At 67.9% G+C, this 23,868-nt stretch carries 25 protein-coding genes; 9 read left to right on the top strand and 16 right to left on the bottom strand.

Annotated elements, in window-relative coordinates:
* Positions 1-74: 74 nt before the first annotated feature.
* The 3 genes from C1932_RS14450 to C1932_RS14460 all read right to left on the bottom strand — a co-directional run bounded on the left by C1932_RS14450 (position 75) and on the right by C1932_RS14460 (position 2,768).
* Positions 75-485, bottom strand: a complete 411-nt coding sequence (locus C1932_RS14450; protein ID WP_108762631.1) for a VOC family protein — start codon at positions 483-485, stop codon at positions 75-77.
* A gap of 120 nt (positions 486-605) precedes the next feature.
* Positions 606-1,982 carry an amino acid permease gene (locus tag C1932_RS14455; RefSeq protein ID WP_199912037.1) on the bottom strand — a complete coding sequence of 459 codons (1,377 nt, stop codon included), beginning with the start codon at positions 1,980-1,982 and terminating at the stop codon, positions 606-608.
* Between the two features lie 75 nt (positions 1,983-2,057).
* The gene (locus C1932_RS14460) at positions 2,058-2,768 is read right to left on the bottom strand and encodes an AraC family transcriptional regulator (protein WP_108753821.1); all 711 of its coding nucleotides are present in this window, start codon (positions 2,766-2,768) and stop codon (positions 2,058-2,060) included.
* Positions 2,769-3,000: 232 nt separating this feature from the next.
* Here C1932_RS14460 and C1932_RS14465 point away from each other — a divergent pair, with 232 nt between their 5' ends.
* The gene (locus C1932_RS14465; protein WP_234412391.1) at positions 3,001-4,983 is read left to right on the top strand and encodes a catalase; all 1,983 of its coding nucleotides are present in this window, start codon (positions 3,001-3,003) and stop codon (positions 4,981-4,983) included.
* 23 nt (positions 4,984-5,006) lie between these two features.
* A complete protein-coding gene (locus C1932_RS14470) occupies positions 5,007-5,189 on the top strand; it encodes a hypothetical protein (protein WP_108753823.1) in 183 nt (60 codons plus the stop codon).
* An 11-nt stretch (positions 5,190-5,200) separates the two neighbouring features.
* On the opposite strand, the gene C1932_RS14475 is transcribed toward C1932_RS14470, so the two are convergent.
* The 4 genes from C1932_RS14475 to C1932_RS14490 form a co-directional block, all read right to left on the bottom strand.
* Positions 5,201-5,890, bottom strand: a complete 690-nt coding sequence (locus tag C1932_RS14475; RefSeq protein WP_108763459.1) for an alpha/beta hydrolase — start codon at positions 5,888-5,890, stop codon at positions 5,201-5,203.
* 26 nt (positions 5,891-5,916) lie between these two features.
* Positions 5,917-6,720: a hypothetical protein gene (locus tag C1932_RS14480; protein ID WP_108762634.1), complete on the bottom strand. Its 804-nt coding sequence runs from the start codon at positions 6,718-6,720 to the stop codon at positions 5,917-5,919.
* Positions 6,721-6,938: 218 nt separating this feature from the next.
* Entirely contained in the window at positions 6,939-9,065 is a 2,127-nt protein-coding gene (locus C1932_RS14485) for a methyl-accepting chemotaxis protein (protein WP_108762635.1), read from the bottom strand.
* 113 nt (positions 9,066-9,178) lie between these two features.
* Positions 9,179-9,538 carry a MerR family transcriptional regulator gene (locus C1932_RS14490; protein WP_108762636.1) on the bottom strand — a complete coding sequence of 120 codons (360 nt, stop codon included), beginning with the start codon at positions 9,536-9,538 and terminating at the stop codon, positions 9,179-9,181.
* Positions 9,539-9,615: 77 nt separating this feature from the next.
* Here C1932_RS14490 and C1932_RS14495 point away from each other — a divergent pair, with 77 nt between their 5' ends.
* The 3 genes from C1932_RS14495 (at position 9,616) to C1932_RS14505 (ending at position 11,726) form a co-directional block, all read left to right on the top strand.
* Positions 9,616-10,035, top strand: a complete 420-nt coding sequence (locus C1932_RS14495) for a hypothetical protein (RefSeq protein ID WP_108762637.1) — start codon at positions 9,616-9,618, stop codon at positions 10,033-10,035.
* A 91-nt stretch (positions 10,036-10,126) separates the two neighbouring features.
* Positions 10,127-11,083 carry a L,D-transpeptidase gene (locus C1932_RS14500; protein ID WP_108763460.1) on the top strand — a complete coding sequence of 319 codons (957 nt, stop codon included), beginning with the start codon at positions 10,127-10,129 and terminating at the stop codon, positions 11,081-11,083.
* A 4-nt stretch (positions 11,084-11,087) separates the two neighbouring features.
* Complete coding sequence (locus C1932_RS14505) at positions 11,088-11,726, top strand: M23 family metallopeptidase (RefSeq protein ID WP_108762638.1); 639 nt, start codon at positions 11,088-11,090, stop codon at positions 11,724-11,726.
* A gap of 11 nt (positions 11,727-11,737) precedes the next feature.
* Here the strand turns inward: C1932_RS14505 and C1932_RS14510 are convergent, their stop codons facing one another.
* The 7 genes from C1932_RS14510 to hflK form a co-directional block, all read right to left on the bottom strand.
* Positions 11,738-12,145 carry a hypothetical protein gene (locus C1932_RS14510; protein WP_108753829.1) on the bottom strand — a complete coding sequence of 136 codons (408 nt, stop codon included), beginning with the start codon at positions 12,143-12,145 and terminating at the stop codon, positions 11,738-11,740.
* Positions 12,108-12,752: a transcriptional regulator gene (locus C1932_RS14515; RefSeq protein WP_234412157.1), complete on the bottom strand. Its 645-nt coding sequence runs from the start codon at positions 12,750-12,752 to the stop codon at positions 12,108-12,110. Before C1932_RS14515 ends, C1932_RS14510 begins: the two co-directional genes overlap by 38 nt.
* A gap of 63 nt (positions 12,753-12,815) precedes the next feature.
* Positions 12,816-13,460 carry a hypothetical protein gene (locus tag C1932_RS14520; protein WP_108762640.1) on the bottom strand — a complete coding sequence of 215 codons (645 nt, stop codon included), beginning with the start codon at positions 13,458-13,460 and terminating at the stop codon, positions 12,816-12,818.
* A 125-nt stretch (positions 13,461-13,585) separates the two neighbouring features.
* Positions 13,586-14,878, bottom strand: coding sequence for an adenylosuccinate synthase (locus C1932_RS14525; RefSeq protein ID WP_108753832.1), 1,293 nt, complete (start codon positions 14,876-14,878; stop codon positions 13,586-13,588).
* A gap of 298 nt (positions 14,879-15,176) precedes the next feature.
* Entirely contained in the window at positions 15,177-15,362 is a 186-nt protein-coding gene (locus C1932_RS14530; RefSeq protein WP_108750746.1) for a DUF2065 family protein, read from the bottom strand.
* Between the two features lie 65 nt (positions 15,363-15,427).
* On the bottom strand, positions 15,428-16,291 hold the full coding sequence (locus C1932_RS14535; RefSeq protein ID WP_108750747.1) for a protease modulator HflC: 864 nt from the start codon (positions 16,289-16,291) through the stop codon (positions 15,428-15,430).
* Positions 16,288-17,424 carry an FtsH protease activity modulator HflK gene (hflK, locus tag C1932_RS14540; protein ID WP_108753833.1) on the bottom strand — a complete coding sequence of 379 codons (1,137 nt, stop codon included), beginning with the start codon at positions 17,422-17,424 and terminating at the stop codon, positions 16,288-16,290. The genes C1932_RS14535 and hflK overlap by 4 nt, the downstream gene beginning before the upstream one ends.
* Before the next feature lie 152 nt (positions 17,425-17,576).
* Between hflK and C1932_RS14545 the strand changes: the two genes are divergently transcribed.
* Complete coding sequence (locus C1932_RS14545) at positions 17,577-18,572, top strand: YhdH/YhfP family quinone oxidoreductase (RefSeq protein WP_108762641.1); 996 nt, start codon at positions 17,577-17,579, stop codon at positions 18,570-18,572.
* Between the two features lie 89 nt (positions 18,573-18,661).
* A complete protein-coding gene (pilH, locus tag C1932_RS14550; protein ID WP_005410644.1) occupies positions 18,662-19,033 on the top strand; it encodes a twitching motility response regulator PilH in 372 nt (123 codons plus the stop codon).
* A 93-nt stretch (positions 19,034-19,126) separates the two neighbouring features.
* Here pilH and C1932_RS14555 read toward each other — a convergent pair whose 3' ends face one another.
* On the bottom strand, positions 19,127-20,020 hold the full coding sequence (locus tag C1932_RS14555) for a DnaJ C-terminal domain-containing protein (protein WP_108756896.1): 894 nt from the start codon (positions 20,018-20,020) through the stop codon (positions 19,127-19,129).
* Positions 20,021-20,280: 260 nt separating this feature from the next.
* Here C1932_RS14555 and C1932_RS14560 point away from each other — a divergent pair, with 260 nt between their 5' ends.
* Positions 20,281-20,763 carry a peroxiredoxin gene (locus tag C1932_RS14560; protein ID WP_108762642.1) on the top strand — a complete coding sequence of 161 codons (483 nt, stop codon included), beginning with the start codon at positions 20,281-20,283 and terminating at the stop codon, positions 20,761-20,763.
* Positions 20,764-20,789: 26 nt separating this feature from the next.
* The gene (locus C1932_RS14565; RefSeq protein ID WP_108753837.1) at positions 20,790-21,365 is read left to right on the top strand and encodes a ferritin-like domain-containing protein; all 576 of its coding nucleotides are present in this window, start codon (positions 20,790-20,792) and stop codon (positions 21,363-21,365) included.
* 96 nt (positions 21,366-21,461) lie between these two features.
* Here the strand turns inward: C1932_RS14565 and pbpC are convergent, their stop codons facing one another.
* Positions 21,462-23,843: a penicillin-binding protein 1C gene (gene pbpC, locus C1932_RS14570; protein ID WP_108762643.1), complete on the bottom strand. Its 2,382-nt coding sequence runs from the start codon at positions 23,841-23,843 to the stop codon at positions 21,462-21,464.
* Positions 23,844-23,868 lie beyond the last annotated feature (25 nt).

The following is a 23,868-nucleotide window of genomic DNA, read 5'->3' on the forward strand; positions in this document are numbered from 1 at the left end:
CAACAAACGGCCCGCGCAAGCGGGCCGTTTTTTTAAAGGAGTGTGGACCAAGGTCCACACCCACAATCATCCGATCACGGGTCCGGCATCTGCCCCAGGCTCAACTGCCACGACACGCCGAAGCGGTCCTGCACCCAGCCATAGCGGTTGCTGAAATCGTAGTCGCCCACCGGCATCAGCCAATGCCCGCTCTCGCCCAGCGCCCGCGCCGCGCGCTCGAACTGCTCGGCACCGGAACACTCCACGAACAGCGAAATCGACGGGCTGAAGGTGAAATCGTGCACGTCCAGGCTGTCGAAGCACAGATAGTGCGTGCCACCCAGCAGGAAGATCGCCTGCCGCACCTGCCCCGGCACGCCCGCGCCGGCGCCTTCGGGATGGCGCTGCAGGGCCAGCAGGCGGAAATCGGCGAAGGCTTCGGCGTACAGCGCCAGGGCGGCCTCGGCCTGGCCGGTGAACATCAGGAAAGGACGGCTGCGCAGCATGCGGTGCTCCTGTTCGACGGGTCGTTCAGGACCCAGGCCATCAGGATCGCACCGCAGATGTAGGCAGCATGTATCGATCACGCCGGGCCACGCCCGGCGGCTTCGATCCGAAGACGGCGATCAGGCCTCGCGCAGGCGCCGTGCGATCGCGCTGCCGGCCGCAATGGTCGCCGTCAGCGCCACCATGGACAGGAACTGCAGGCGGGTCTGCGCTTCGCTGAGCAGCAGGCCGAAGATCAGCGCCAGGATGGCCAGCGCGCACACCGTCAGCCACGGGAAACCGGCCATGCGGAACGGCAGGCGCGTGCCCAGGCGGTCGGCGCGGCGGCGCAGCACCAGCTGCGAGACCAGCGACAGCGTCCACACCAGCAGGCAGGTGGAGCCGACGATGTTCAGCAGCACCGGCAGCACCTTGTCCGGGAACAGCAGTTCCATGATGGTGGCGGCGAAGCCGAACAGCACGCTGGCCAGCACGGCGATCACCGGCACCTGGCGCGGGTCGGTCCAACCCAGCACGGCCGGCGCTTCGCGGCGCTGGGCCAGCGAGAAGATCATGCGCGAGGCACCGTACAGGTTGGCATTGAGCGCCGACAGCAGGGCAATGACCGCGATCAGGGTGATGGCCGTGGCCGCGCCTGGAATGTTGGCGACCTGCAGCACGGCGGCAAACGGCGATTTCAGCGACTCGCTGTTCCACGGCACCACCGCGATGATGACACTGAGCGAACCGATGTAGAACACCAGGATGCGCCAGGCCACGGTACGGATCGCGCGGGCGATGCTGCGCTCGGGGTCTTCGGTTTCCGCGGCGGCCACCGCCACGATCTCGGTGCCGCCAAAGGCGAACACCACCACCAGCAGCGCCGCACCGATGCCGGCCAGGCCCTTGGGCGCAAAGCCCCCGTGCTGGGAGAAGTTGCTCAGCCCCGGCGAGGTGACCTGCGGCAGCCAGCCCATCAGCAGGGCGATGCCGATCGCGATGAAGGCCAGGATCGCGGCGACTTTCAGGATGGCGAACCAGAACTCGAACTCGCCGAAGTTCTTCACCCCCAGCAGGTTGATGGCGGTGAAGAACAGCATGAAGGCCAGCGCGGCCATCGGTACCGGTACTGCGGGCCAGACGGTGGCCAGCAGCCCGGCCGCGCCCACCGCCTCGGCGGCGATCACGATCACCAGCTGCACCCACCACAGCCAGCCCACGGTGGCACCGGCAGTGGCACCCATGGCATCGGCGGCATACACCGAGAACGCACCGCTGGTCGGCTTGGCCGCGGCCATCTCGCCCAGGGCGTTCATCACGATGATCACCAGCGCACCGGCCACAAGGTAGGACACCAGTACCGCCGGCCCGGCCGCCTGCACGCCCACACCGGAGCCCAGGAACAGCCCGGCGCCGATCGCACTGCCCAGGCCCATCATGATCAGCTGGCGCGGCTTGAGCGAATGGCCCAGGCGCGAGGTCGAAGCGGTCGAAGAAGGGTTGGCGGGCATCGGCAGGGCTGGCGGCGGCTACAGGGGCGACACCTTACATTGTCCCCCACCCGGCGGGATAGGCACAGTGCAGCAGGGCGCTCAGGCCGGCAGCGGTTCGCCGATGCGGGCCCGGTAGGCGCGCGGCGAAAAACCGGTTTCGGCCTTGAATTTGCGGGTGAACGCGCTCTGGTCGCTGAACCCACAGGCCTGGCCGATGCAGGCGATGCTGTCCTGGCCGTGCAGCAGGTGCATGGCCATCTGGATGCGCAGGCGGGTCAGCACCTGCTGCGGGGTCATCTGGAACACCTTGCGGAAGCTGCGCTCGAGCTTGGACAGCGAGAAGCCGGTGATGTCCAGCAGGGTCTGCATGCGCACGTTTTCGGCGTAATGGGCGTTCAGATGGGCCAGCGCCAGCCGCAGCTGTTCGTACTGCGCGCCCAGGCTGTCCTTCTGCCCCAGGTCGCGGGAGATGCCGATCAGCCCCTGGATCTGCCCCTCCACCAGCAGCGGCCGCTTGCAGGTCAGGCACCAGCCCGGCTCGCGGTTGGCGAACAGGTGCAGCTCCATCAGGTTCTCGATCACTTCACCGCCCAGCACGCGCGCGTCCTGGTCCACGTAGTCGGCGCTCAGGCCGGTGGGATAGATCTCGGCGGCAGTGCGCCCGATCACGTCCTTGCGCGCACGTAGCCCCAGCCGCCGCAGCATGGTCTGGTTGACGTGGGTATAACGCCCCTGCCGGTCCTTCATGAAGAACAGCACGTCCGGAATGGCGTCGAACAGGGCTTCGATGTCGGTGGGCTCGACTCGCATGCGGCAAGCATACCCGAGCCGGCTTTTGCCCGTACGTTCACCCGCGGCGGACCGTGGGTTAACGGACCGGGCGCGACTGTCATGCCCTGCCCCCTCGTACCCCGGAGACACCCTGATGGCCGCCAGCAAGCCCACCGGCAAGCGCGCAACCGCCCCGTCGCAGAAAACCCAGAACCCGCCGCGCGGTGAGGGTGATGAACTACACCTGCTGGCCGGTGGCACGCACCCGGCCATGACCACCGCCCAGGGTATCCCGGTGGCTGAGAACCAGAATTCGCTGCGCCAGGGGCCGCGCGGCCCCACCCTGCTGGAGGATTTCATCCTCCGCGAGAAGATCACCCACTTCGACCATGAGCGCATTCCCGAACGCATCGTGCATGCGCGCGGCACTGCGGCCCATGGCTATTTCCAGTTGACCACGTCGCTGGGCAAGTACACCCGCGCCCGCGTGCTCACCGAGGTGGGTACCAAGACGCCGGTGTTCACCCGATTCTCCACCGTGGCCGGCGGTGCCGGCTCAGTCGATACCCCACGCGATGTGCGCGGCTTCGCGGTGAAGTTCTACACGCCGGAAGGCAACTGGGACCTGGTCGGCAACAACATCCCGGTGTTCTTCATCCAGGACGCGATGAAATTCCCCGACCTGGTGCACGCGGTGAAGATGGAGCCGGACCGTGGCTACCCTCAGGCCGGCAGCGCGCACGATACGTTCTGGGATTTCATTTCGCTGATGCCCGAATCGATGCACATGATCATGTGGGCAATGAGCGATCGCGCCATTCCGCGGTCGCTGCGCATGATCGAAGGCTTCGGCGTGCACAGCTTCCGCCTGTTGAACGACGCCGGCGATTCCACCTTCGTCAAGTTCCACTGGCGGCCGAAACTGGGCATCCAGTCCACGGTCTGGGACGAAGCGGTGAAGCTGCAGGCCGCCGACAATGATTTCCATCGACGCGATCTGTTCGAGGCCATCCAGCGCGGCGACTTCCCCGAATGGGAACTGGCCGTGCAGCTGTTCAGCGAAGAAGAGGCCGAAGCGTTCCCGTTCGACCACCTGGACCCGACCAAGATCATTCCCGAATCGCTGGTGCCGCTGCAGGTGATCGGCAGGATGGTGCTGGACCGCTGGCCGGACAACTTCTTCGCCGAAACCGAACAGGTGGCGTTCTGCCCGGCCAACGTGCCGCCGGGCATCGACTTCAGCAACGACCCGTTGCTGCAGGGCCGGCTGTTCTCATACCTGGACACGCAGTTGATCCGCCTGGGTGGGCCCAACTTCCATCAGATTCCGGTCAATGCGCCCAAGTGCCCCTTCGCCAACCACCAGCGCGATGGGCATATGCAGATGCAGGTGCCGAAGGGGCGCGTGGCGTATGACCCCAGTTCGCTGGAAGACGACAGCCCGCGCGAGACGCAGGCCGGTTTCCGCAGCCACGCCATGGCCGACGACGGACGCAAGGGGCGCACCCGTGCGGAAAGCTTCGCCGACCACTACAGCCAGGCGCGGGCGTTCTTCCGCAGCCTGGAAAAACCCGAGCAGGCACACCTCGCCTCGTCCCTGGTGTTCGAATTGTCGAAGGTGGAAACGCTGAAGGTGCGCGTGCGCACGGTCAGCCATCTGCGCAACATCGATGAGTCGCTGGCCAAGCGCGTGGCCGACGGACTGGCGCTGGCAGACCTGCCCGAACCTGCGCCGACCGCAACGCCGGCACGCGACATGCCCACCGTTCCGGAAGTACGCATCATCGGCCGTACCAAGGACACGCTGCAGGGGCGCTGCATCGGCATCCTGTTCGACGAAGGCTCGGATGCGGGGTTGATCGCCAGCCTGCGCAAGGCCGCACAGAAGGCCGGCGCCGAAGTGAAGCTGGTCGCGCCGAAGGTGGGCGGCGCACGCCTGAGCGATGGCAAGGTGCAGGCCGCCGACGGCCAGTTGGCCGGTACGCCGTCGGTGCTGTTCGATGCGGTGGCGGTGGTGCTCAGCGCAGATGCCGCCAAGGCACTGGTCAAGGAAGCGGCCGCCGTGGAGTTCGTCAGCCACGCCTGGGCCCATCTGAAGGCGATCGCCAGCGATGCGGGCGGCCAGGCGCTGTTGAAGGCCGCGCGCGTGGGCAATGACGCCGGCATCGTCGAGGCCGAGGACGCCAAGGGTTTCCTGGCTGCCGCGGCAACCCGCCAATGGGCGCGCGAACCCAAGCTGCGCCTGCTGGCCTGAATCTTCTTTCCCGGAGAAACGACATGTCCCAGGGTGACAAATCCGCGTACACCGACAAGCAGAAGCGCCAGGCCGCGCACATCGAAGAAAGCGAACGCGAGCGTGGCGCCAGCAAGAGCACGGCCGAGCGCATTGCCTGGGCCACCGTGAACAAGCAGGACGGCGGTGGCAAGCGCAGTGGAAGTGGGCGCAAGGACCACCGCTAGCGAACGGCGCGTCAGCCCGGCAGGGCCTTCACCCAGCTGGACACCACGGTGGCGGCCGCGTCGGTGCGCGCCTGCAGCAGCAGGTGCGGCCCTTCCAGGGTGACATGCCGGGCGTCCGGCAGCAGCGCCTGCAGTTCGGCCACGCTGGGCGGCCACAGCAGGCGGTCCTGGCGGGCCTGCAGGCACAACGTGGGCACCGCGATGCGCGGCAGCGCCTGCCGCGCATCCACGCGCAGGGTAGCGGCAGCACGCTGGCGCAGCGTCGCTGCTGGCACCTGGGCAAGCGCCAAGCGCAGCTCACGCACGGTCTGCCGGCTGCGCCAGCGCCCCAGCAAGAGCCGCGACAGCAGCAGCAACGGTGGCATCGGCCACGCCGGCAGTGGCCAGGCGGGTGCGAGCAACGCCGCACCTGCCGCCGGGACCGGCAACGGCCGGCGCGCGAAGGTGGTGCACAGTGCCAGTCCGCGCAGCGCGGGCGGCGCCTCGGCCGCCAACTGCATGGCCAGCGGGCCGGCGAAGGATTCACCCAGCAGCACGAACGGCTGGCTGGGCAGCTGCGGGCGCAGCAGCTGCAGCAGGCTGGCGTAGTCCTGCGGGCCGTTGCTGGGCAGGGCCAGCGCGCGGGTGGGCACACCGTGCGCGCGTACGGCGGCCAGGAACGCGACCGACAGGTGGCCGGTGCCATCAAGCCCCGGCAACATCACCAGGCAGGGCGACACCGGGCCGGTCAACGTGGCGCCCCCGGCGCGGGTGCGGCCGGCACCGGCGTGCGCACTGCAACCGGCAGCGCCTGCAGCTTGCGCACGGCGGCGATCGGAATCGCTTCGGCACGCCGCTGCTGTGGCCACCAGACGAACAGGAAGGCGCTGCTGGAACCGAGCAGACGCGCGGTGCCCGGCAACGGTGCTGCATCGCCATTGAGCTGCAGCTGCACGACTTCGCCGCGCCCGTGGTTGCGGATCTGCTCGCCGCGCACCATCACATAGTTCGCTGCGCCGACGGCCATGAACGCTGCCACGGCCAGGGTCATCGCGGTGAGTGCGCGCAGCCGCAGCCCATCCCAACTGGTCAGCACCGAGCGCGACAGCACCACCCGCCACAGCATGCTGCGCTGGCGCAGCGTCTGCAGCTTGGCCGCGTTGCGCGCGCGCAGAGTGTCGGGCCAGCTGACCAGCAACACCAGCAACACGCCCAGCAGCAACAACAGCACGTACACCGGGTCGCGCATGCCGGCTACGAGGAAGTCGCTGGGCTGCATGTAATCCAGGATCGACAGTTCAAAGCCCTGGTAGAACCAGAAACTGCACCACAGGCCCGGCAGTGACACCAGCAGATAGGCCACGGTGAACAGCAGCGCCGGTTCGCGGCGCATGCGCCGCAGGGCCCGCATCACCAGGGAATCATCGTCGCCACGGGTCAGCGGCAGCATCGACCAGTCGGTCGGTGGCTCGCGCGCGGCAACGGCTACGACCTCGATATCCTGCAGCCGCGGCACATCGCCATAGGCCGGTTCCGGTTCCCTGCTGTCCATGCGCGATCCCCCTTTGCCCCCGAGCATCGCCGAAAACCGCGCCGGGCGGTAGAGTCGAGCTCGCTCGACTGCGCTTGATCTACGTACCAAGGCAGTCGAGCAAGCTCGACTCTACGTTCCTGACCGCCGGAGCCCAAGTAGAGTCGAGCTTGCTCGACTGCTCCTGATCTCCGTGCAAAGGCAGTCGAGCAAGCTCGACTCTACCGGGGGGCGGCCGGTCAGGCCGCGCGCGCCACCGCAGCGCGGGCTGCACCGCCCTGCTCCAGCTGGAACACCGCGACCGACGTGGCCAGCGCTTCGGCCTGTTCTTCCAGCGCGCGGCTGGCCGCGGTGGCTTCTTCCACCAGTGCAGCGTTCTGCTGGGTCACCTGGTCCATCTGCACCACCACCTGGTTGACCTGCTCGATGCCGGCGGCCTGTTCCTTGCTGGCCGCGGCAATATCGCTCATCAACTGGTTGGTACGTGCACTGGCCTGGGCCAGGCGCGCGATGGCGGCCTGCGATTCCACCGTCACATCCAGGCCGCTGCGCACCTTGGCCGCCGAATCGTCGATCAATTCCTTGATCTCCTTGGCCGCAACGCCGGCGCGCTGGGCCAGGGTACGCACTTCACTGGCCACCACGGCAAAGCCGCGCCCCTGCTCGCCGGCACGCGCCGCTTCCACGGCGGCATTCAGCGCCAGGATGTTGGTCTGGAACGCGATGCCGTCGATGGTGGCGGAGATTTCCGAGATGCGCGCCGAGGACTGGTCGATCTCACCCATCACCGTCGCCATCTGCGCCATGGCCTGTTCGGTCGCACGCACCGCGGCACCGGCCGCATGGGCTTCGCTGTCGGCCTGGCGGGCCAGCTCGGCATTCTGCCGCACGGTCGAGGTCAGCTCTTCCATCGAAGCCGCGGCTTCTTCCAGATTGGCCGCCTGCTGTTCGGTACGGCGCGACAGGTCACTGTTGCCGGCGGCCAGTTCCTGCGCCGCGTTGTTGATGCTGCCGGCCGCATCCTGGATGCCGCGCACGATGCCGGTCAGCTGCGCGGTGGTGGTGTTGGCATCGTCGCGCATGCGCGCGAACACGCCCTGGTACTGGCCCTCCATGCGCGCGGTCAGGTCGCCCTGGGCAATGGCCTGCAGCACGTCGGAGACATCGGAAATGCTGGACTGCGAGCTGGCCATCATCGCGTTCAGATGCTCGACCATGGCCTGGTACTGGAACTGGAACGCAGCGGCATCGCCACGCACGCTGAAATCGCCGGCGCCCGCTGCACGGGCCAGGCCGTCGATCTGCGCACTGATGGCCATCAGGCTCTGCTTCACCGCAGCCAGGGTGCGGGTAAACTCGCCCTTCTCGCCCGGGTACTGCGGCAGATCACGGCTGAGATCGCCAATTGCGTAGCGCTGCATGACTTCGGCCATCAGCAGTTCCACCTGCACGTGCGATTCCACCAGCGTGTTGGTGGCCTGCACCATGCGGCCGAAGTCGCCGGGGAAGGCGCTGGCATCCATGCGGTAACGGATCGCGCCAGCCTCATGCTGCTCGGCCATCTGCAGCTGCGCGCCGATGGCGGCCTGCACGCTCTGCCGCACGCTGGCCATGGCCTCGCCCAGCTGGGTCAGTTCATCGCGGCCGCCCAGGCGGAATTCCTGGTCCAGTTCGCCCTTGGACAGGCGCTGGGCCAACTGCACGGCACGCGCCAGCGGCGCGGTCATGCTGCGGCCGATCATCACCGAAGCCGCAATGCCGACCAGCAGCGCAACGCCGCCCAGCACCAGCAGCTGCAGCAGGCTGCGCTCGCCCAGGCGGATGGCTTCGGCGGCCGCGTCGCGGCTTTCCTTTTCCTCGTAGGCCACGCCATCGGCCAGGGCCTGGTTCCAGCCATTGGCTGCTTCCTGCACCGGGCCCAGGGTCAGGGCCACCGCGCCGGGGAAATCGCCCTGCGACATCAGCTCGCTGGTCTGCTTGTTGAGGGGCCGTGCGATGGCGCGCTTGGCCGCGATGGCCTCGCCAATCGCCTTGCCGTCGGCATCACCGGGCAGCGCCTGGTAGCGGGTCCAGCTGGTTTCGTAGCGCTTGACCAGGTCGGCAATGCGCTGCTCGTCGGCCTCGCGGGCATCGCCCTGGCGGATCAGCATCTCGCGGCGCACGACCATCATCTGGTTGTTGGCGTCCAGCATTTCCGACAGCAGCCGCACCTTGGCCACGCTCACGTCCACCACCTGCTGCATGGCGTGCTTCTGCACGGCAGTGGCGGTGGCACCGGTGGCGACCACGGCCGCGACCAGCAACAACAGCAGGCCAAAGCCAAGGCCAAGACGCCAGGCAACCCTGACGTTCCTCAAGTAGTTCATCGATGCATCCAAAGACGTGGGGGGGTCCGACCATATCGGCCTGCCCTCACGCCGCCTTGACGCACGCAGTGTGAACGCTTCCGGTGCCGTTCACGTTGTGCGGCCGGTTGTCATCAGCCAGCGCTGGGCTGCAGCGGGCAGGCACTGGCCAGGCGGCCGGCCAGGTCATCGCGCAGCGCACTCAAGGCATGGATGCGCGCATCGATGTCGGCCAGCTTCTGCTGCAGGGCGATGGCCAGCAGTGCGCCGGCGTCCTCCTGCTGCCACAGGGTGGGCAAGCGCTGGCCGATCTCGGCCAGGGTGAAGCCCAGTTGCTGTGCGGTGCGGATGTAGTGCACCAGCATGGCCGTTTCCGGCGGGTAGTCGCGGTAGCCGTTGCCCAGCCGGCGGGCGCCGATCAGGCCCTGCTTCTCGTAGAAGCGCAGTGCTTCGCGGGACAGCCCGCAGGCCTGGGCCAATTCGCCGATGCGCATGGATGCTCCAACAAAGCTTGACCTTGAAGTTTACTTCAGGCCTGACAGTGGGCGCTCTTCCAGCGAACGAGTGCTCCATGCAGCTCCCCTCCTATCTGCGTATCGTCCGTGCCAGCGCCGCCTACGACCTGCTGGTCACCCTGCCCTTCGCCCTGCCCTGGGGCTTTTCCGCCGTGCACACGGCCATGGACGCACTGGCCGCCGCCTGGTCGCTGCCCGGCACAGTGCCGGCGCTGGACCCGCTGCACATGCTGCTGGCCAACCTGCTGGGATCGGTCGTGGTGGTGTGGTCACTGGCGCGCTGGTGGGCGCCCAGCGTGCTGATGGGACGCCTGGATGCCGTCGCCCGCGGCTTGTTTGCTGTCTGGCAGGTGTACGCGGTGGTGCACGGGGCCAGCAGCATCGTGCTGCTGTTCACCGCGGCCGAAGTGGCGTTCGGCGTACTGCAGCTGCAACGGATTGCGCGGCCTGCGGTCGAGAAGGCAGACACGCCGTGACCGTCCCGCTTCACAGACCCAAGGCGGCGCGTTCACGCAGGCTGGCCGCGGGGCACAGGCATGGTGGATGCGTACCACGCCGGAGTTTTCCATGCTTTCACCCCGTGTAGCCGTCCTTGCGCTCTCGTTGTTGGCCAGCCCTGTGTTCGCGCAGGCGCCACCCGCCGGTCTGCCCGCGCCCATTGCCGAACAGGCCGGCCCGGACACCGCATTGCGCTCGCCGCTGCACGCGCAGGTACTGCTGGACCGCGCCAATTTTTCGCCCGGCCAGATCGATGGCGAAGTGGGCAGCAACCAGCGCCGCGCGGTGTCGGGCTTCCAGGCCGCGCACGGGCTGACAGTGACCGGTGAACTGGACGATGCCACCTGGAAGGCGCTGCAGGCCGATGCCACCGCGCCGTTGGCCAGCTACACGCTGACGGAAGAAGACGTGGCCGGGCCGTTCCAGCCGGTACCGAAGACACCTGCTGCGCAAGCCAAGCTGAAAGCCCTGGGCTATGCCAGCGTGGAAGAAGCGCTGGGCGAGCGCTTCCACGCCTCGCCCGAGCTGCTGAAAGCGCTGAACCCCGGCGTGGACCTGGGCAAGGCCGGCAATCGCATCCAGGTACCCAACATCGCCCCGGCGCCGCTGGCGAAAGCGGCCAAGGTGCTGATCGACAAATCCGATTCCACCCTGCAGCTGCTGGATGCGCAGGGCAAGGTGATCGCGCAGGTGCCGGTGTCTTCGGGCAGCGAGCACGATCCACTGCCGATCGGCGAGTGGAAGATCCTCGGCGTGTTCCGCGACCCGCCGTTCCACTACAACCCGAAGCTGTTCTGGGATGCCCGCAAGGGCGACAAGAAGGCGACGCTGCCGCCGGGCCCGAACAATCCGGTTGGCCGGGTCTGGATCGACCTGTCCAAGCCGCACTACGGCCTGCACGGCACCCCCGAACCCGGACACGTGGGCAAGACCGAATCGCATGGTTGCGTGCGCATGACCAACTGGGATGCGCTGCGCGTGGCCGATGCGGTGGACGAATCGGTGCCGGTGGTGATGCAGGAGTGATGCCATGCGGCTTTCGCAGCTGATCGTGCTGGGAGTGGTGCTCGGCCTGGGGTTGGGATGGTGGCTGCGGCGTGATGCCGAGCCTGCGCGTGCTTTCGTACCAGCGCCAACGCAGGCCACGGCGCAGGCCGCGCCAGCGGCGTTGGCTGCGCCTGCGCCGGCCACTGCGCCGACGCCCGCGCCCACCGTGGCGCCAACCGCTGCCGCCGCCGCTGCGCAACCGATCGGCCTGCTGCTACCGGTGCAGGGCGTGCAGCGCGCGCAACTGCGCGACACCTTCACCGATGCGCGCAGCGAAGGCCGCGTGCACGATGCCATCGACATCATGGCGCCGGCCGGCACGCCGGTACTGGCGGTGGCCGACGGTACGGTGGAGAAGCTGTTCGACAGCGAGCGCGGTGGCCTGACCGTCTACCAGTTCGAACCCAGCGGGCAATGGTGCTACTACTACGCGCACCTGCAGCGCTACGCCGACGGCCTGGCGGAAAAGCAGGCGGTCAAGCGCGGCGATGTGATCGGTTATGTGGGCAGCACCGGCAATGCCAGCGCCGATGCCCCGCACCTGCATTTCGAGGTGCATGTGCTGGGGCCGGAGAAGCAGTGGTGGAAGGGTGAATCGATCAACCCGTACCCGTTGTTATAAAGCCCGCTGTTCTAGAGCCCAGAAGCAACCCGCACCGCCTCGCACGCGGCAATCAGGTCTTCCACCAGACGACCGCTGACATCCAGCTCGCCCTCGTACTCGGCCAGGTTGCGCTGCTGGTGGCACTTGTCCAGCACGCGCCAGACCTCCGGGCCCACGCCCAAGGTGTGCTTCAGTGACTGGAACACGATGTAGCGGTTGCTGGGCCGGTAGCCCTGCCCGCGCAGTGCCGCCAGGCTCAGCGCGTGGGCCGCGTTGTAGGCCAGGTCGAAGCGGCTTTCCAGCGAAAGCGTGCCATTGCGTGCATCGCGCAACCGCGCCAGGCCGGAACGCTGCAGTCCCTCGATCTCGCGCGCGTCCGGCGGTTCCAGCGAAAGCGGCTTACCCGGCCCGACCAGATTCTGCAAAGGCGAGGTCATCCTTTCCTCCAATCACCCACAGCTTGGGTTGTTCCAGCACCCGCTGCAGGAAGGCATTGCCCTTGCGCAGGCGCTCGCTCAGTTCGTCGTGCGTGTACAGCGTCGGATTCACGGGACGCCCCAGGCGTTCCTCCAGCGGGTCCAGCGTGGCCATCAGGTCAGCATAGCCCAAGGTATTGGACACCAGCAGCAGATCGATGTCGCTGTGTGCGGTGTCGCTGCGCTTGGCCACCGATCCGTACACGAATGCACAGGTGATCTGGCTCTGCAGCGGCTGCAATGCATCGCGCAGCGGACCGGCCAGGCCCACGGTCTTGTGCACCAGCGACACCAGTTCAGCGTAGATGGGCGACTGCGCGTTGGCCCGGTAGCGCTTCTGGTTGCCCACCTTGCGTTGGTTAACCAGACCGCTGGCCACCAGCTTGGCCACTTCGCGCTGCACGGCGCCCGAGCCGGCGCCACTGCCGCTGATCAGTTCGGAAATGCTGAAATCGCTGCGGTCCTGCCCGAACAGCAGGGCCAGCACCCGTTGCTGGGTCTGGGTGAACAGCGCGTCGGCCAGGCCGATGGGGCCTGATGAAGAAGCAGTGGCGGCAGGTGTACCCATATTGGGCATTATTGTGCCCATATTGGGCATTTAGCAAGTGCCCTCGCCACGCATGGCCTGGCGCTACCGGGCGGGTACGCGTCGGCGCCAGCGGCGCAGGGCGATGCTGGCGATCGCCAGCCCGGCGCCGACGATCAGCAGGACCAAGGCCAGCGGCTGCCAGAAGAAGAACGGCCACAACCAGACGTAGTCCAGATCGGTCAGCTTCAGCACGTCCATTGGCGGCAACAACTCCACCGAAGCCGCACGTCCAGCCAGCGCCGGCTCGACATCCAGCACGGTCACCCGCAACCAGGAACGGCCGCGCGGCAGCGCATCGCCGCGGCCGTAACCGAAGTACGCGTCAAACAGTCCCCCGCCCGCGATGGTTTCCAGCCGGCGCACGACGTCCGTGGTCGGAGGGCCGGCACGTACGCTGGTGCGGAACTGCGCCTGCTGTGTGGGGGTTTCCACGCTGAACCGCACCGTGGGGTCCAGCGCCGGATCCGCTGCCTCGGGCAGATAGCGCAGGCGCAGCCGCAGGCGATCATCAATGAAGCGGTAGACCGTCACCTGTGCAGACGCGCCCGGCTGCAACCGCAGCGGCAGCGTCTGCGTGCGCGACGCGAGATGGTTGGCGACCGCGCCCAGCAGCAGCACAACGCAGGCCAGCCCCCACAGGCTCCACAACACCCACAGGGTGATCCGCGCGACCGTCTCGCCCTTCACCGTTGTCCTAGTCATTGCACTACTTCCCTGCAGGCATGGCCCACACAGTAACGAAAAAGCCCCGCTTGCGCGGGGCTTCTCCTTGCAACGACGCCGGGCATGGCCCGGCGCTACCGGTCAATCGCTCAGGCGAACGGGTCCTGCAGCACCATGGTGTGGTCGCGGTCCGGGCCGGTGGAGACGATGCTGATCGGGCAGCCGGCCAGCTCTTCCAGCGAACGCAGGTAGGCGCGTGCGGCCGGCGGCAGGTCGTCCCAGTTGGTGATGCCGTGGGTGTTCTCGCTCCAGCCCGGGAACTCCAGGTACACCGGGGTGCAGTCTTCCCAGCCCTGCGCGTCCAGCGGCGCGTACTCGGTGCGCTTGCCGTTGTATTCGTAGGCAATGCAGACCTTCAGCTTTTCCATGCCGTCCAGCACGTCCAGCTTGGTGATGCACAGGCCGCTGATGCCGTTGATGGCCACGGCGCGCTTCAGCGCGACGATGTCCATCCAGCCGCAGCGACGCGGGCGACCGGTGGAGGCACCGTATTCGGCGCCGCGGTCACGGATGCCCTGGCCGATTTCATCGTCCAGCTCGGTCGGGAACGGGCCGCCGCCGACGCGGGTGGCGTAGGCCTTGGCGATGCCCAGCACGTAGTCGATCGAATCGGCGCCCACGCCGGTACCGGCCAGCGCGCCACCGACGGTGGTGTTGGAGCTGGTGACGTACGGGTAGGTGCCGTGGTCGATGTCCAGCAGGGCGCCCTGCGCGCCTTCGAACAGCACGCGCTTACCCTGCTTGCGCAGGTCGTGCAGGATGCCGGCCACGTCGGACTTCATCGGCTGCACGTATTCGCCGAAGGCCAGCGCTTCGTCGTAGGTCTTCTGGAAATCGACCGCTTCGGTGCCCAGGTACTTGGTCAGCACGAAGTTGTGGTAATCCAGCGCGGTGCGCAGCAGTTCTTCCAGCTGCTTGGGGTAATGCAGGTCGGCGATGCGGATGCCGCGACGCGCCACCTTGTCTTCGTAGGCCGGGCCGATGCCGCGACCGGTGGTGCCGATCGCCTTGCCACCGGCAGCGCGCTCGCGCGCCTGGTCCAGGGCGATGTGGTACGGCATGATCAGCGGCGCGGCCGGGGAGATCTTCAGGCGCGAACGCACTTCCACGCCGGAGGTTTCCAGCTCGGCGATTTCCTTCTGCAGTGCGGCCGGCGAGATCACCACGCCGTTGCCGATCAGGCACAGCGCATCGTCACGCAGGATGCCCGACGGGATCAGGTGCAGGACGGTCTTCTTGCCGTTGATGACCAGCGTGTGGCCGGCATTGTGGCCGCCCTGGAAGCGCACGACGGCGCCGATTTCCTCAGTGAGCAGATCGACGATCTTGCCCTTGCCTTCATCGCCCCACTGGGCACCCAACACTACGACAGACTGACCCATGACGGGCTCCTCGATTTTGTTGCGGCCATCGGGGCCGCGGACGGTTGACCCGTGGCGGGGCTGGCCAGCGCGTGGGTGGCGGCTCCAAACGGGGAGCGGCCGGCGATGGATGGCCCAAACACGGAAAAAGCCGAACGGGGAGGCCCGTCCGGCTTTTGTGCATTATCCGGGTTTCCGGGGTCCGCTGCCACCCTTCCGACGGACGGCTTCACCGGCCGCTCAGGCGCCTGGGTGGGGTCGCCCGGAAGGGGTCGGATCCCTTTCCGCAGGAAAGGGCTCTGACCCCGGCCCGCCGCCACTAGTGCCGGGCCCACCACAGCAGGCTCAGGCCGGCCAGCAGCACCAGCCCGCCGAAGCTGCGCAGGGCCGGGCTGGGCAGGTCCAGCAGGCGCTCGGCCATGCGCTTCCAGGCCAGCGGCGCGGCGAACAGCAGCAGCCCTTCCAGCACGGCCACCAGGCAGAGGGCGGCGAACAGGTCTTTCATGGGGGTACTCCGGAAAAAGCACGGGGCCCGGCTGTTGGCCGGGCCCCGTGGGTGATGCGTGAAACTCAGCGGTCGTTCTTCAGGTACTGCAGGAACGGGTCGTTCTTGTCCAGCACGATCACGCCGTTGCCGTCGGTCATGGAGCCACGGTAGGCCTCCAGGCTGCGGTAGAACGCATAGAACGACGGGTCGGCAGCGCCGGCCTGGCCGTAGATGCGTGCGGCATCGGCATCGCCTTCACCGCGCAGGCGCTGGGCATCACGCTCGGCCTCGGCGATCAGCACGGTGCTGTCGCGGTCAGCCTGGGCGCGGATGGTCAGCGACTGCTCTTCGCCCTCGGCGCGCAGCTTGGCCGCTTCCTGCTTGCGCTGGGCGCGCATGCGCTCGTACACGTCGTTGATCACCTGGCTGTCGGTCGGCAGGTCCACCTGCTTGATGCGCAGGTCGATCATCTGCATGCCCAGCCCGGCCACCGCTTCGTTGATGCCCTTGAGCTGTTCGGCAATCAGTTCGCTGCGGTCGCCGGAGACCAGCTGCTGCAGGGTGCGCGAGTTGATCTGGTTGCGCAGCGAATCGGTGATGATCGGCGCCAGGCGGGCATTGGCCACGCGCGGGTCGCCACCGGTGGCTCGGAAGTAGTCGCCCACGTTGGAGATGTAGCCGATGGCGAAGAAGTCGACGCTGACGTCCTTCTGTTCGGCGGTGAAGTAACGTGCCGGGGCGGTGTCCAGCACCTGGAAGCGGCGATCGAACACACGCACCGTCTCCACCACCGGCAGTTTGAAGTGCAGGCCCGGCTTGATGTCCGAACGGACCACCTTGCCCAGGTTCAGCACCATCGCCGTCTGGTCTTCACGCACCACATAGACCGAGCCCAGCAGGCCCAGCAGGGCCGCTACGGCGACCGCAATCCACATCGAACTTCTCATCGGCTGCCCTCCTCACGGCCACTGGGTCGCCCGGTCGGGCGGCCGACCGGCCGGCCCGGGTCACGGGAAGCTTCCACCGCCGTGGCGCCCGGCAGCGACGGCATCACCACCTCCGGGTTCACCACCGGGGCCGGCGCCGAGGCGCTGGGGCGGGTATCGCCGGTCATCGGCACGTAGATCAGCTGGCGGCCATCGCCACCGATCACCTTGCGGTTCTCACTCAGCACCTGCTGCACGGTTTCCAGCCACAGGCGCTTGCGGGTGACTTCCGGGGCGTTCTTGTACTGGGCCTGCAACAGGCTGAAGCGCTGCGCATCACCCTCGGCCTTGGACACCACGGCCTGCTTGTAGCCTTCGGCGGTGGTACGGGCACGCGAGGCCTGGCCACGCGCTTCGGGCACCACCTTGGCGGCGTAGGCCTGCGCTTCGTTGATCAGGCGTTCCTTGACCTGCTGGGCGCCGTTGACCTCGTCGAAGGCCGGCTTGACCTCTTCCGGCGGACGGGCGTCCTGCAGGGTCAGGCCGGTCACGGTCAGGCCGGTCTTGAACGCCTTCAGCAGCGCCTGCAGGCGTTCTTCGGCGGCCACGGCCAGCGGACCACGGTTGTTCAGCACGGCATTGAGGTCGGCACGGCCGACTTCCTCACGCACCGCGCTCTGCGCCGACTGCTCCAGCACCTGGTTGGCATCGACCGTGCCGAACAGGTACTGCTGCGGGTCGTCGATGCGGTACTGCACGTTCAACGAGACATTGACGATGTTCTCGTCGCGGGTCAGCACCGGCACCTGGATCGAGAAGGTCTTGATCTCGGTGGCGTTGACCTTGGTGACCGACTCGATCGGCCACGGCAGCTTGAAGTTCGGGCCAGGGGTCAGGATGCGCGAGAACTGGCCAAAGCGCAGCACCACGCCGCGCTGCTGTTCGCCGATCAGCTGAAAGCTGGAGAACAGCACCAGCAGCACCACGGCCGCCGCCACCCAACGCAGGATGCCCCCGTCGAACAGATCCTTCAGCGGCCCGGGCAGACCGCCCCAGCCACCGCCATTACCACCGCCGCGCGACCGGAACGGCCCACGTCGATTGTCCTCGGGGCCTTGTCCGCCCTTGTTGCCGCCGGGTGTATTCCAGGCCATGCACGCTCCATCAAGATATGGGCTGCGACGCGGGCCCTTCCCGCAACGCCAGCCGTGAACCATCTCCGATCATACAAGATGGGGCGGACCGGCAGGATTGAAAGGGTGCTGACGCGGTAAGGTTGTGTTTTCCTCGAAGTCAGGCAACGCCGATGGCCCCCACCCCTCCGTTCACCGCCTTCCGGATCGAAAACGACAGTGCCGGCTACCGCAGCGGCCTGACCCGGCTGGGCGTGGACGACCTCAACCCCGGCCAGGTGCTGATCCGCGCCCACTGGTCATCGGTGAACTACAAGGACGCCCTGGCCGGCACCGGCAAGGGCCGGATCCTGCGGCGCTTCCCGCTGGTGGGGGGCATCGACGTGGCCGGCACCGTGGTGGCTTCCAGCGACCCGGCCTGGCGCGAGGGCGATGCGGTGCTGGCCACCGGCTGCGGCCTGAGCGAGACCCGCGACGGCGGCTACAGCCAGTACGTGCGCCTGGAATCGAGCGCGGTGATCGCCCAGCCCAGCGGCCTGACCCCGCGCGAGGCCATGGTGCTGGGCACCGCCGGCTTCACCGCCGCGCTGGCGCTGTTGCGCCTGCAGGACAACCGGCAGACCCCTGGGCACGGTCCGCTGGCAGTCACCGGCGCCAGTGGCGGGGTGGGCGCGCTGGCCGTGGACATCTTCAGCCGCGCCGGCTACAGCGTGCATGCCATCAGCGGCAAGCCCGAACAGGCCGGGTTCCTGCGCGACATTGGTGCGGCCGAGGTGCTGCCGCGCGAGGCCTTGGCCGATACCGCCCCGCTGCAGTCGGCCCGGTTCGGCGGCGGCCTGGACAATGCCGGCGGCCCGATGCTGGCCAGCCTGCTGGCGCAGACCGTGCCCTACGGCAGCGTGGTCAGCGCCGGCCTGGCCGCCAGCCCGGCGTTGGAGATGACGGTCATGCCGTACATCCTGCGCGGCGTGTCGCTGCTGGGGGTGTCCTCGGCCAGCGCCCCGCGCGATCTGCGCGAAGCGGTATGGGCCAAGCTGGGCGGCTCGTGGAAGCCGCAGCACCTGGACCGCATCTGCACCGCTGAAGTGGGCCTGGACGAACTGCCCGGTGTGTTCGAACGCATGCTGGCCGGCGGCTCGCTGGGGCGCACGGTGGTGCGGATCGACTGAGCGTTGCAGGCAGGCGACGGACGGCAGGGCGCGGCCCTCCCGCCATCACGTTGCCCGCACTACACTGCGGGCAACACATGGGGAACAACATGGCACGCATTCTGATCGTCGACGATTCACCGTCGCAGCTGTTGGGGATACAGCGCATCGTCGAGAAGCTCGGGCACCAGATCCTGACCGCCACCGATGGCGCGGCCGGCGTGGAAACCGCCAAGGCCGAGCTGCCTGACCTGGTGCTGATGGACGTTGTGATGCCCAACCTCAATGGCTTCCAGGCCACCCGCACGCTGGCCCGCGACGAGGCCACCCGGCACATTCCGGTGATCCTGGTCACCACCAAGGACCAGGATACCGACCGCATGTGGGGCATGCGCCAGGGCGCCAAGGCCTACATCACCAAGCCGTTCTCGGAAGACGAGCTGTCCGAAGTGCTGGAGCGGGTGTTCGCCGGCCAGGGCTGAACCCGTTTCTGTAGAGTCGAGCCATGCTCGACTGCTCTTGGTTGCAGCAGTCGAGCATGGCTCGACTCTACATTTCATGGCGCCAGGGCGATCTCAGATCGTTTCGCCGAACGCCTTGGCCAGGTTGCGATAGGCCTTCTTCTGCGCATCGTCGGTCGCGGCCGGGGCCACGATCTCCAGCTCCACGATCTGGTCGCCGTCGGGGTTGCCCGGCAACCCGCGACCGCGCAGGCGCAGCTTGCGGCCGGCATCGGAATCGGCCGGGATCTTCAGCTCCACGCTACCGCCCAGGGTGGGCACGCTGATGCTGGTCCCCAACGCCGCCTGCCAGGGCGTCACCTGCAGGGTGTAGAGGATGTTGCGCCCGTCCACCTCGAACTGCGGGTGCGCGGCATATTCCACTTCCAGCAACAGGTTCCCGCCGTGGTTGCCCTGCCCGGCCAGGCGGATCACCTGCCCCGGCCGGATACCTTTGGGCACGCGCACGTCCAGCTGCCTGCCGTTGACCGTGATGCGCAGGCTGTCACCCTTGTAGGCCGCTTCCAGCGGTACCGACAGCTTGGCCCGGGTATCGCGGTTGGGGGCGTGGCCCTGGCTGCTGAAGCCCGGACCGGCGCCCGGCCCCTGGCCGCCGCGCTGGCGTGCGAACAGGCTTTCGAAGAAATCGCTGAAGCCACCGCCGGCACCACCGCCGCCGCCGAACACTTCCTCGAAGTTGAAACCGCCGCCGCCGTAGTTGGGCGGCACGTTGAATTCCTCGCCGGGCCGGTAGCCCTGCGCACGCAGCTGGTCATAGGCCGCGCGCTTCTCGGGGTCGCGCAGCGCCTCGTAGGCCTCGTTCACCGCCTTGAACTTGTCTTCCGCCCCGGCCTCCTTGCTGACGTCCGGGTGGTACTTGCGTGCCAGGCGGCGATAGGCGGTCTTGATCTCCGCATCGCCCGCGCTCGGCTCCACCCCCAGGGTGGCGTAGTAATCCTTGAATTCCATCCAGCTACCTCGATCTGCTTCGGCCGCGCCGGTGGCGCCGCCCCGGGTTCATTCTACGCGCCGGCGATGCTACGCCGCGCACCGTGCGGCCCTGGTGAGGCCGACTGATCCTGCGCAATGCAGCCACCCTGCCGGTGCGGCAGGCTGAAGCTGGCGGCCCCCGCCGCAACGTTCCAAGATGGGGCGTGCACGCCGGGTTTCCAATGTCTTGACGCGTTCATCCCACCCACCCTTCTAGCCTGCCCCCGCAAGGAGTTCCCATGACCATCCACGTCGGCGACCGTATTCCGGAAGTCACCCTCAAGCGCATCCGCGAAGGCGTCGAGACCCTCGATACCCACGCCCTGTTCGACGGCCGCAAGGTCGTGCTGTTCGCCGTGCCCGGTGCATTCACCCCCACCTGTTCGGCCCGCCACCTGCCCGGCTACGTGGAAGCGTTCGATGCGTTCCGCCAGCGCGGCATCGAGGTCTACTGCCTGGCCGTCAACGATCCGTTCGTGATGAAGGCCTGGGCGGCCGACCAGCGCGTGCCCGACGGCCTGCTGATGCTGTCCGACGGCAATGCGGCGCTGACCCGTGCGCTGGGCCTGGAGCTGGATGCCAGCGCCTCGGGCATGGGCATACGCGCGCGCCGCTTCGCCCTGTACGCCGACGACGGCGTGGTGCAGGCGCTGTGGATCGAGGAACCCGGTCAGTTTGAAGTCTCTTCGGCGCAGTACGTGCTGGAGCACCTGCCCACTTAACCCCACACCAGAGGAAACGGCCAGCCATGTCCACCAAGCCAGCCAAGACCAGCAAGCCCAGCGCCACCGTCACCGCCATCAGCGACCGCAAGGCGCTGCGCGAGCGGGCCCGCCGCAACATCGAAGACGGTGCCATCACCGACAGCTACAGCGCCGACCGCAAGGCGGTCATCAAGCTGCTCAACGATGCACTGGCCACCGAGTACGTGTGCGTGCTGCGTTATTACCGCCACTACTTCATGGCCAAAGGCATGCTGGCCGATGCGGTGAAGGCCGAATTCCTGGAGCACGCCCAGCAGGAACAGGCCCATGCCGGCAAGCTGGCCGAACGCATCGTGCAGCTGGGCGGTGAACCCGACCTCAACCCGGACACGTTCTCGGCGCGCTCGCACGCCGAGTACAAGGAAGGCAGCGACCTGCGCGACATGGTGCGGGAAAACCTGGTGGCCGAGCGCATCGCGATCGACAGTTACCGCGAGATGATCAACTTCGTCGGCGACCGCGACACCACCACCAAGCGCATCCTGGAAGAGATCCTGGCGCAGGAAGAAGAACACGCCGATGAGTTCGCCGATCTGCTGGATGGCTGGATCGGGAAATAGCGGCCCGGCGCGCGCTCTGGTAGATGCCCACCTTGGTGGGCAGTTGTTCCGACGCGTGCCAACCAAGGTTGGCACCTACCAAAGCGTGTCGCGGCGCTACCGCAGCACGTTGAACCGTACCTGGGTCCAGGCGCCATCGGACGCCAGCGCGGTCAAGGTATGCGCGCCTGGCTCGGCAAACTCGCGCTGCATCAGCTGTGCGCCCTGCGTCTGCGCGATCCAGCGGCCATCCAGCAGCCAGTCCACGCGCTGCTCGCTGCCCAGTGCGCGCAGCTGCAGGCGCACGCCATGTTCGGCGTTGGGCGCGCGCGCCAGTGCGGCGCCGTCATTCAACCCATCGATGTGCAGGGCCACGCTGGCCTCGCGGCCATCGTCGCGACAATCCGGGGAGAGCGCCGGCAACTGCGAGGCATCGCGCGTGGCCTTGGCCAGCCACGGTGACAGCAACGCCGGCCAGCGCGCGATCTCACCCGGCACTTCCACATGCGGCGCGCTGCAATCGGCAGACAGGCGCAAGCCGCTGCGCGCGTCGGCCACATAGCGTTGCCGGCCTGGCTGCCAACGCCGCGCCTCGCGTTCGGGGAAGGTCAGCGGCGCCGCACCGTCCAGCAGATATGCGGGCATGCGTCGTTGGCACAGCGCGGCCGGCAGCCCTTCGGCGCGCTCACCGGTGGGCCAGCACACGTCCGCTTCGCTGACACTGGCCGGCATCGGCGCAGCCGCCGAATCACCGCGCTGGCGCGGCAGGCTGTCCACCACTTCGAACATAAGCGGCAAGGCGGTCACCGCACCGTACTGGCCGGGCAGCGGCGTGCCATCGGGCCGCCCCACCCACACGCCCACGGTGTAGTGGCGGGTGCCGCCGATCGCCCAGGCATCGCGGAAGCCGTAGCTGGTGCCGGTTTTCCACGCCACGCGCGGGCGCCCGCCGACATCGAAGGTGCCCACGCCGTAGCCTGGCCGTGGATTGGATTCGAGCATCTCGCGCACGATCCACGCCGCGCCCGGCGACACCAGCCGCCGCTCCACCATCGGCTCGTCGGCGGTATAGCGCACGCGACCGGCAATGCCATTGCGATTCAATGCGGCGAACGCGCCCACCAGATCTTCCAGGCGTGCGCCGGTGCCGCCGAGAATCAACGACAGATTGGGTTGCGCGCCCGGCGGGAAGCGCAGCTGGATGCCGGCGTGGGACAGACGGGCGGCGAAGCGTGCGGCCCCCACCCGCTGCAGCAGGTCCACCGAGGGCACATTCAACGACAGGCGCAGCGCGGTGGCCGCACCCACCGGGCCGTTGAACGCCATGTCGAAATTGCCAGGGCGGTAGCTGCCGAAGCTCTGCGGCGCATCCACCAGCAGGCTTTCCGAATGGATCAGCCCGTCGTCCAGCGCCATGCCGTACAGGAAGGGCTTGAGGGTGGAGCCGGGCGAGCGCCAGGCCTGCACCATGTCCACGTGCCCCAGCCGCTGCCGATCACCGAAGGACAGCGTGCCCACGTACGCGCGTGCCTGCAGGGTCTGGTTGTCCACCACCAGCAGCGCGGCCGAGGTGCGCTCGGGCAGGCCGGAAAAATAGCTGGCCACGCGCTCTTCCAGGGTGCGCTGCAGGCCGATATCGATGCCACTTTCAATGCGCGCCTGGCCGGGATAGGCCGCGTGCAGCCGCTGCGCCAGCAGGGCCGCATGCATCGGCGGCCGCAGCGAGCGCGCCACCACGTTTTCGACGCGTGCATCAGACACCTCGTCGGCCGACCACACGCGCTGCAGGGCCATGCGCGCCAGCACCTTGTCACGTGCTTTCTGCGCTGCCTCCGGATGGCGGTCGGGGCGCAGGCGGCTTGGTGCCTGCGGCAGCACCGCCAACAGGGCCGCCTCGGCATGCGAAAGCTGCGCCGCCGACTTGCCCAGGTACGCCCAGCTGGCTGCCTCCACACCTTCGATGGTGCCGCCGTAGGGCGCCCGTTCCAGGTACAAGGCCAGGATCTGCGCCTTGGACAGGTGCACTTCCAGCTGCACCGCGCGCAGCATCTGCTTCAGCTTGCCCCATGGCGTACGCGAGTGCGGGTCGAGGATGCGCGCCACCTGCATGGTCAGGGTGGAGCCACCGGACACGATGTGGCCGCCGCGCAGCAGCTGGCCTCCGGCACGCAGGATCGCCAGCGGATTGATGCCAGGGTGCTTCCAGAACCAGCGGTCTTCGTAGGTCAGCAGGGCCTGCAGGTACAGCGGCGACACGCTGTCCACCGTGGCCGGGTAGCGCCACACGCCTTCGGCATCGGCGAAGGCCCGCAGCGGACTGCCATCGGCGGCCACCACCAGCGTGCTGGTGTCGCGCTGCTTCGGCAGCGGCGGCGGGAACGCCCAATCCAGTACCAGCAGCAGGGCCAGCAGCGCGGCGGTGCCCCAGCGCAGCCACGGCCACAGGGGCCGCAGCCGGCGGCGCAGGGCCGCCAGCCGCATTCTGATCGATCGCTTCATGGTCTGCGGTCAGCAGGACGGGCCG

This window comes from Stenotrophomonas sp. YAU14D1_LEIMI4_1 (assembly GCF_003086815.1).
GTDB lineage: Bacteria > Pseudomonadota > Gammaproteobacteria > Xanthomonadales > Xanthomonadaceae > Stenotrophomonas.

Coding starts and splice junctions, on each gene's coding strand:
- C1932_RS14465 (WP_234412391.1), top strand. CDS start 3,001: ATGACCACCGCCCAGGGTATCCCGGTGGCTGAGAACCAGAATTCGCTG.
- C1932_RS14470 (WP_108753823.1), top strand. CDS start 5,007: ATGTCCCAGGGTGACAAATCCGCGTACACCGACAAGCAGAAGCGCCAG.
- C1932_RS14485 (WP_108762635.1), bottom strand. CDS start 9,065: ATGAACTACTTGAGGAACGTCAGGGTTGCCTGGCGTCTTGGCCTTGGC.
- C1932_RS14555 (WP_108756896.1), bottom strand. CDS start 20,020: ATGGAATTCAAGGATTACTACGCCACCCTGGGGGTGGAGCCGAGCGCG.
- C1932_RS14495 (WP_108762637.1), top strand. CDS start 9,616: ATGCAGCTCCCCTCCTATCTGCGTATCGTCCGTGCCAGCGCCGCCTAC.
- C1932_RS14525 (WP_108753832.1), bottom strand. CDS start 14,878: ATGGGTCAGTCTGTCGTAGTGTTGGGTGCCCAGTGGGGCGATGAAGGC.
- C1932_RS14560 (WP_108762642.1), top strand. CDS start 20,281: ATGACCATCCACGTCGGCGACCGTATTCCGGAAGTCACCCTCAAGCGC.
- C1932_RS14565 (WP_108753837.1), top strand. CDS start 20,790: ATGTCCACCAAGCCAGCCAAGACCAGCAAGCCCAGCGCCACCGTCACC.
- C1932_RS14510 (WP_108753829.1), bottom strand. CDS start 12,145: ATGACCTCGCCTTTGCAGAATCTGGTCGGGCCGGGTAAGCCGCTTTCG.
- C1932_RS14535 (WP_108750747.1), bottom strand. CDS start 16,291: ATGAGAAGTTCGATGTGGATTGCGGTCGCCGTAGCGGCCCTGCTGGGC.
- C1932_RS14500 (WP_108763460.1), top strand. CDS start 10,127: ATGCTTTCACCCCGTGTAGCCGTCCTTGCGCTCTCGTTGTTGGCCAGC.
- C1932_RS14530 (WP_108750746.1), bottom strand. CDS start 15,362: ATGAAAGACCTGTTCGCCGCCCTCTGCCTGGTGGCCGTGCTGGAAGGG.
- C1932_RS14480 (WP_108762634.1), bottom strand. CDS start 6,720: ATGGACAGCAGGGAACCGGAACCGGCCTATGGCGATGTGCCGCGGCTG.
- C1932_RS14475 (WP_108763459.1), bottom strand. CDS start 5,890: ATGTTGCCGGGGCTTGATGGCACCGGCCACCTGTCGGTCGCGTTCCTG.
- C1932_RS14515 (WP_234412157.1), bottom strand. CDS start 12,752: ATGGGTACACCTGCCGCCACTGCTTCTTCATCAGGCCCCATCGGCCTG.
- hflK (WP_108753833.1), bottom strand. CDS start 17,424: ATGGCCTGGAATACACCCGGCGGCAACAAGGGCGGACAAGGCCCCGAG.
- C1932_RS14490 (WP_108762636.1), bottom strand. CDS start 9,538: ATGCGCATCGGCGAATTGGCCCAGGCCTGCGGGCTGTCCCGCGAAGCA.
- C1932_RS14460 (WP_108753821.1), bottom strand. CDS start 2,768: ATGCGAGTCGAGCCCACCGACATCGAAGCCCTGTTCGACGCCATTCCG.
- C1932_RS14450 (WP_108762631.1), bottom strand. CDS start 485: ATGCTGCGCAGCCGTCCTTTCCTGATGTTCACCGGCCAGGCCGAGGCC.
- C1932_RS14545 (WP_108762641.1), top strand. CDS start 17,577: ATGGCCCCCACCCCTCCGTTCACCGCCTTCCGGATCGAAAACGACAGT.
- pbpC (WP_108762643.1), bottom strand. CDS start 23,843: ATGAAGCGATCGATCAGAATGCGGCTGGCGGCCCTGCGCCGCCGGCTG.
- C1932_RS14505 (WP_108762638.1), top strand. CDS start 11,088: ATGCGGCTTTCGCAGCTGATCGTGCTGGGAGTGGTGCTCGGCCTGGGG.
- pilH (WP_005410644.1), top strand. CDS start 18,662: ATGGCACGCATTCTGATCGTCGACGATTCACCGTCGCAGCTGTTGGGG.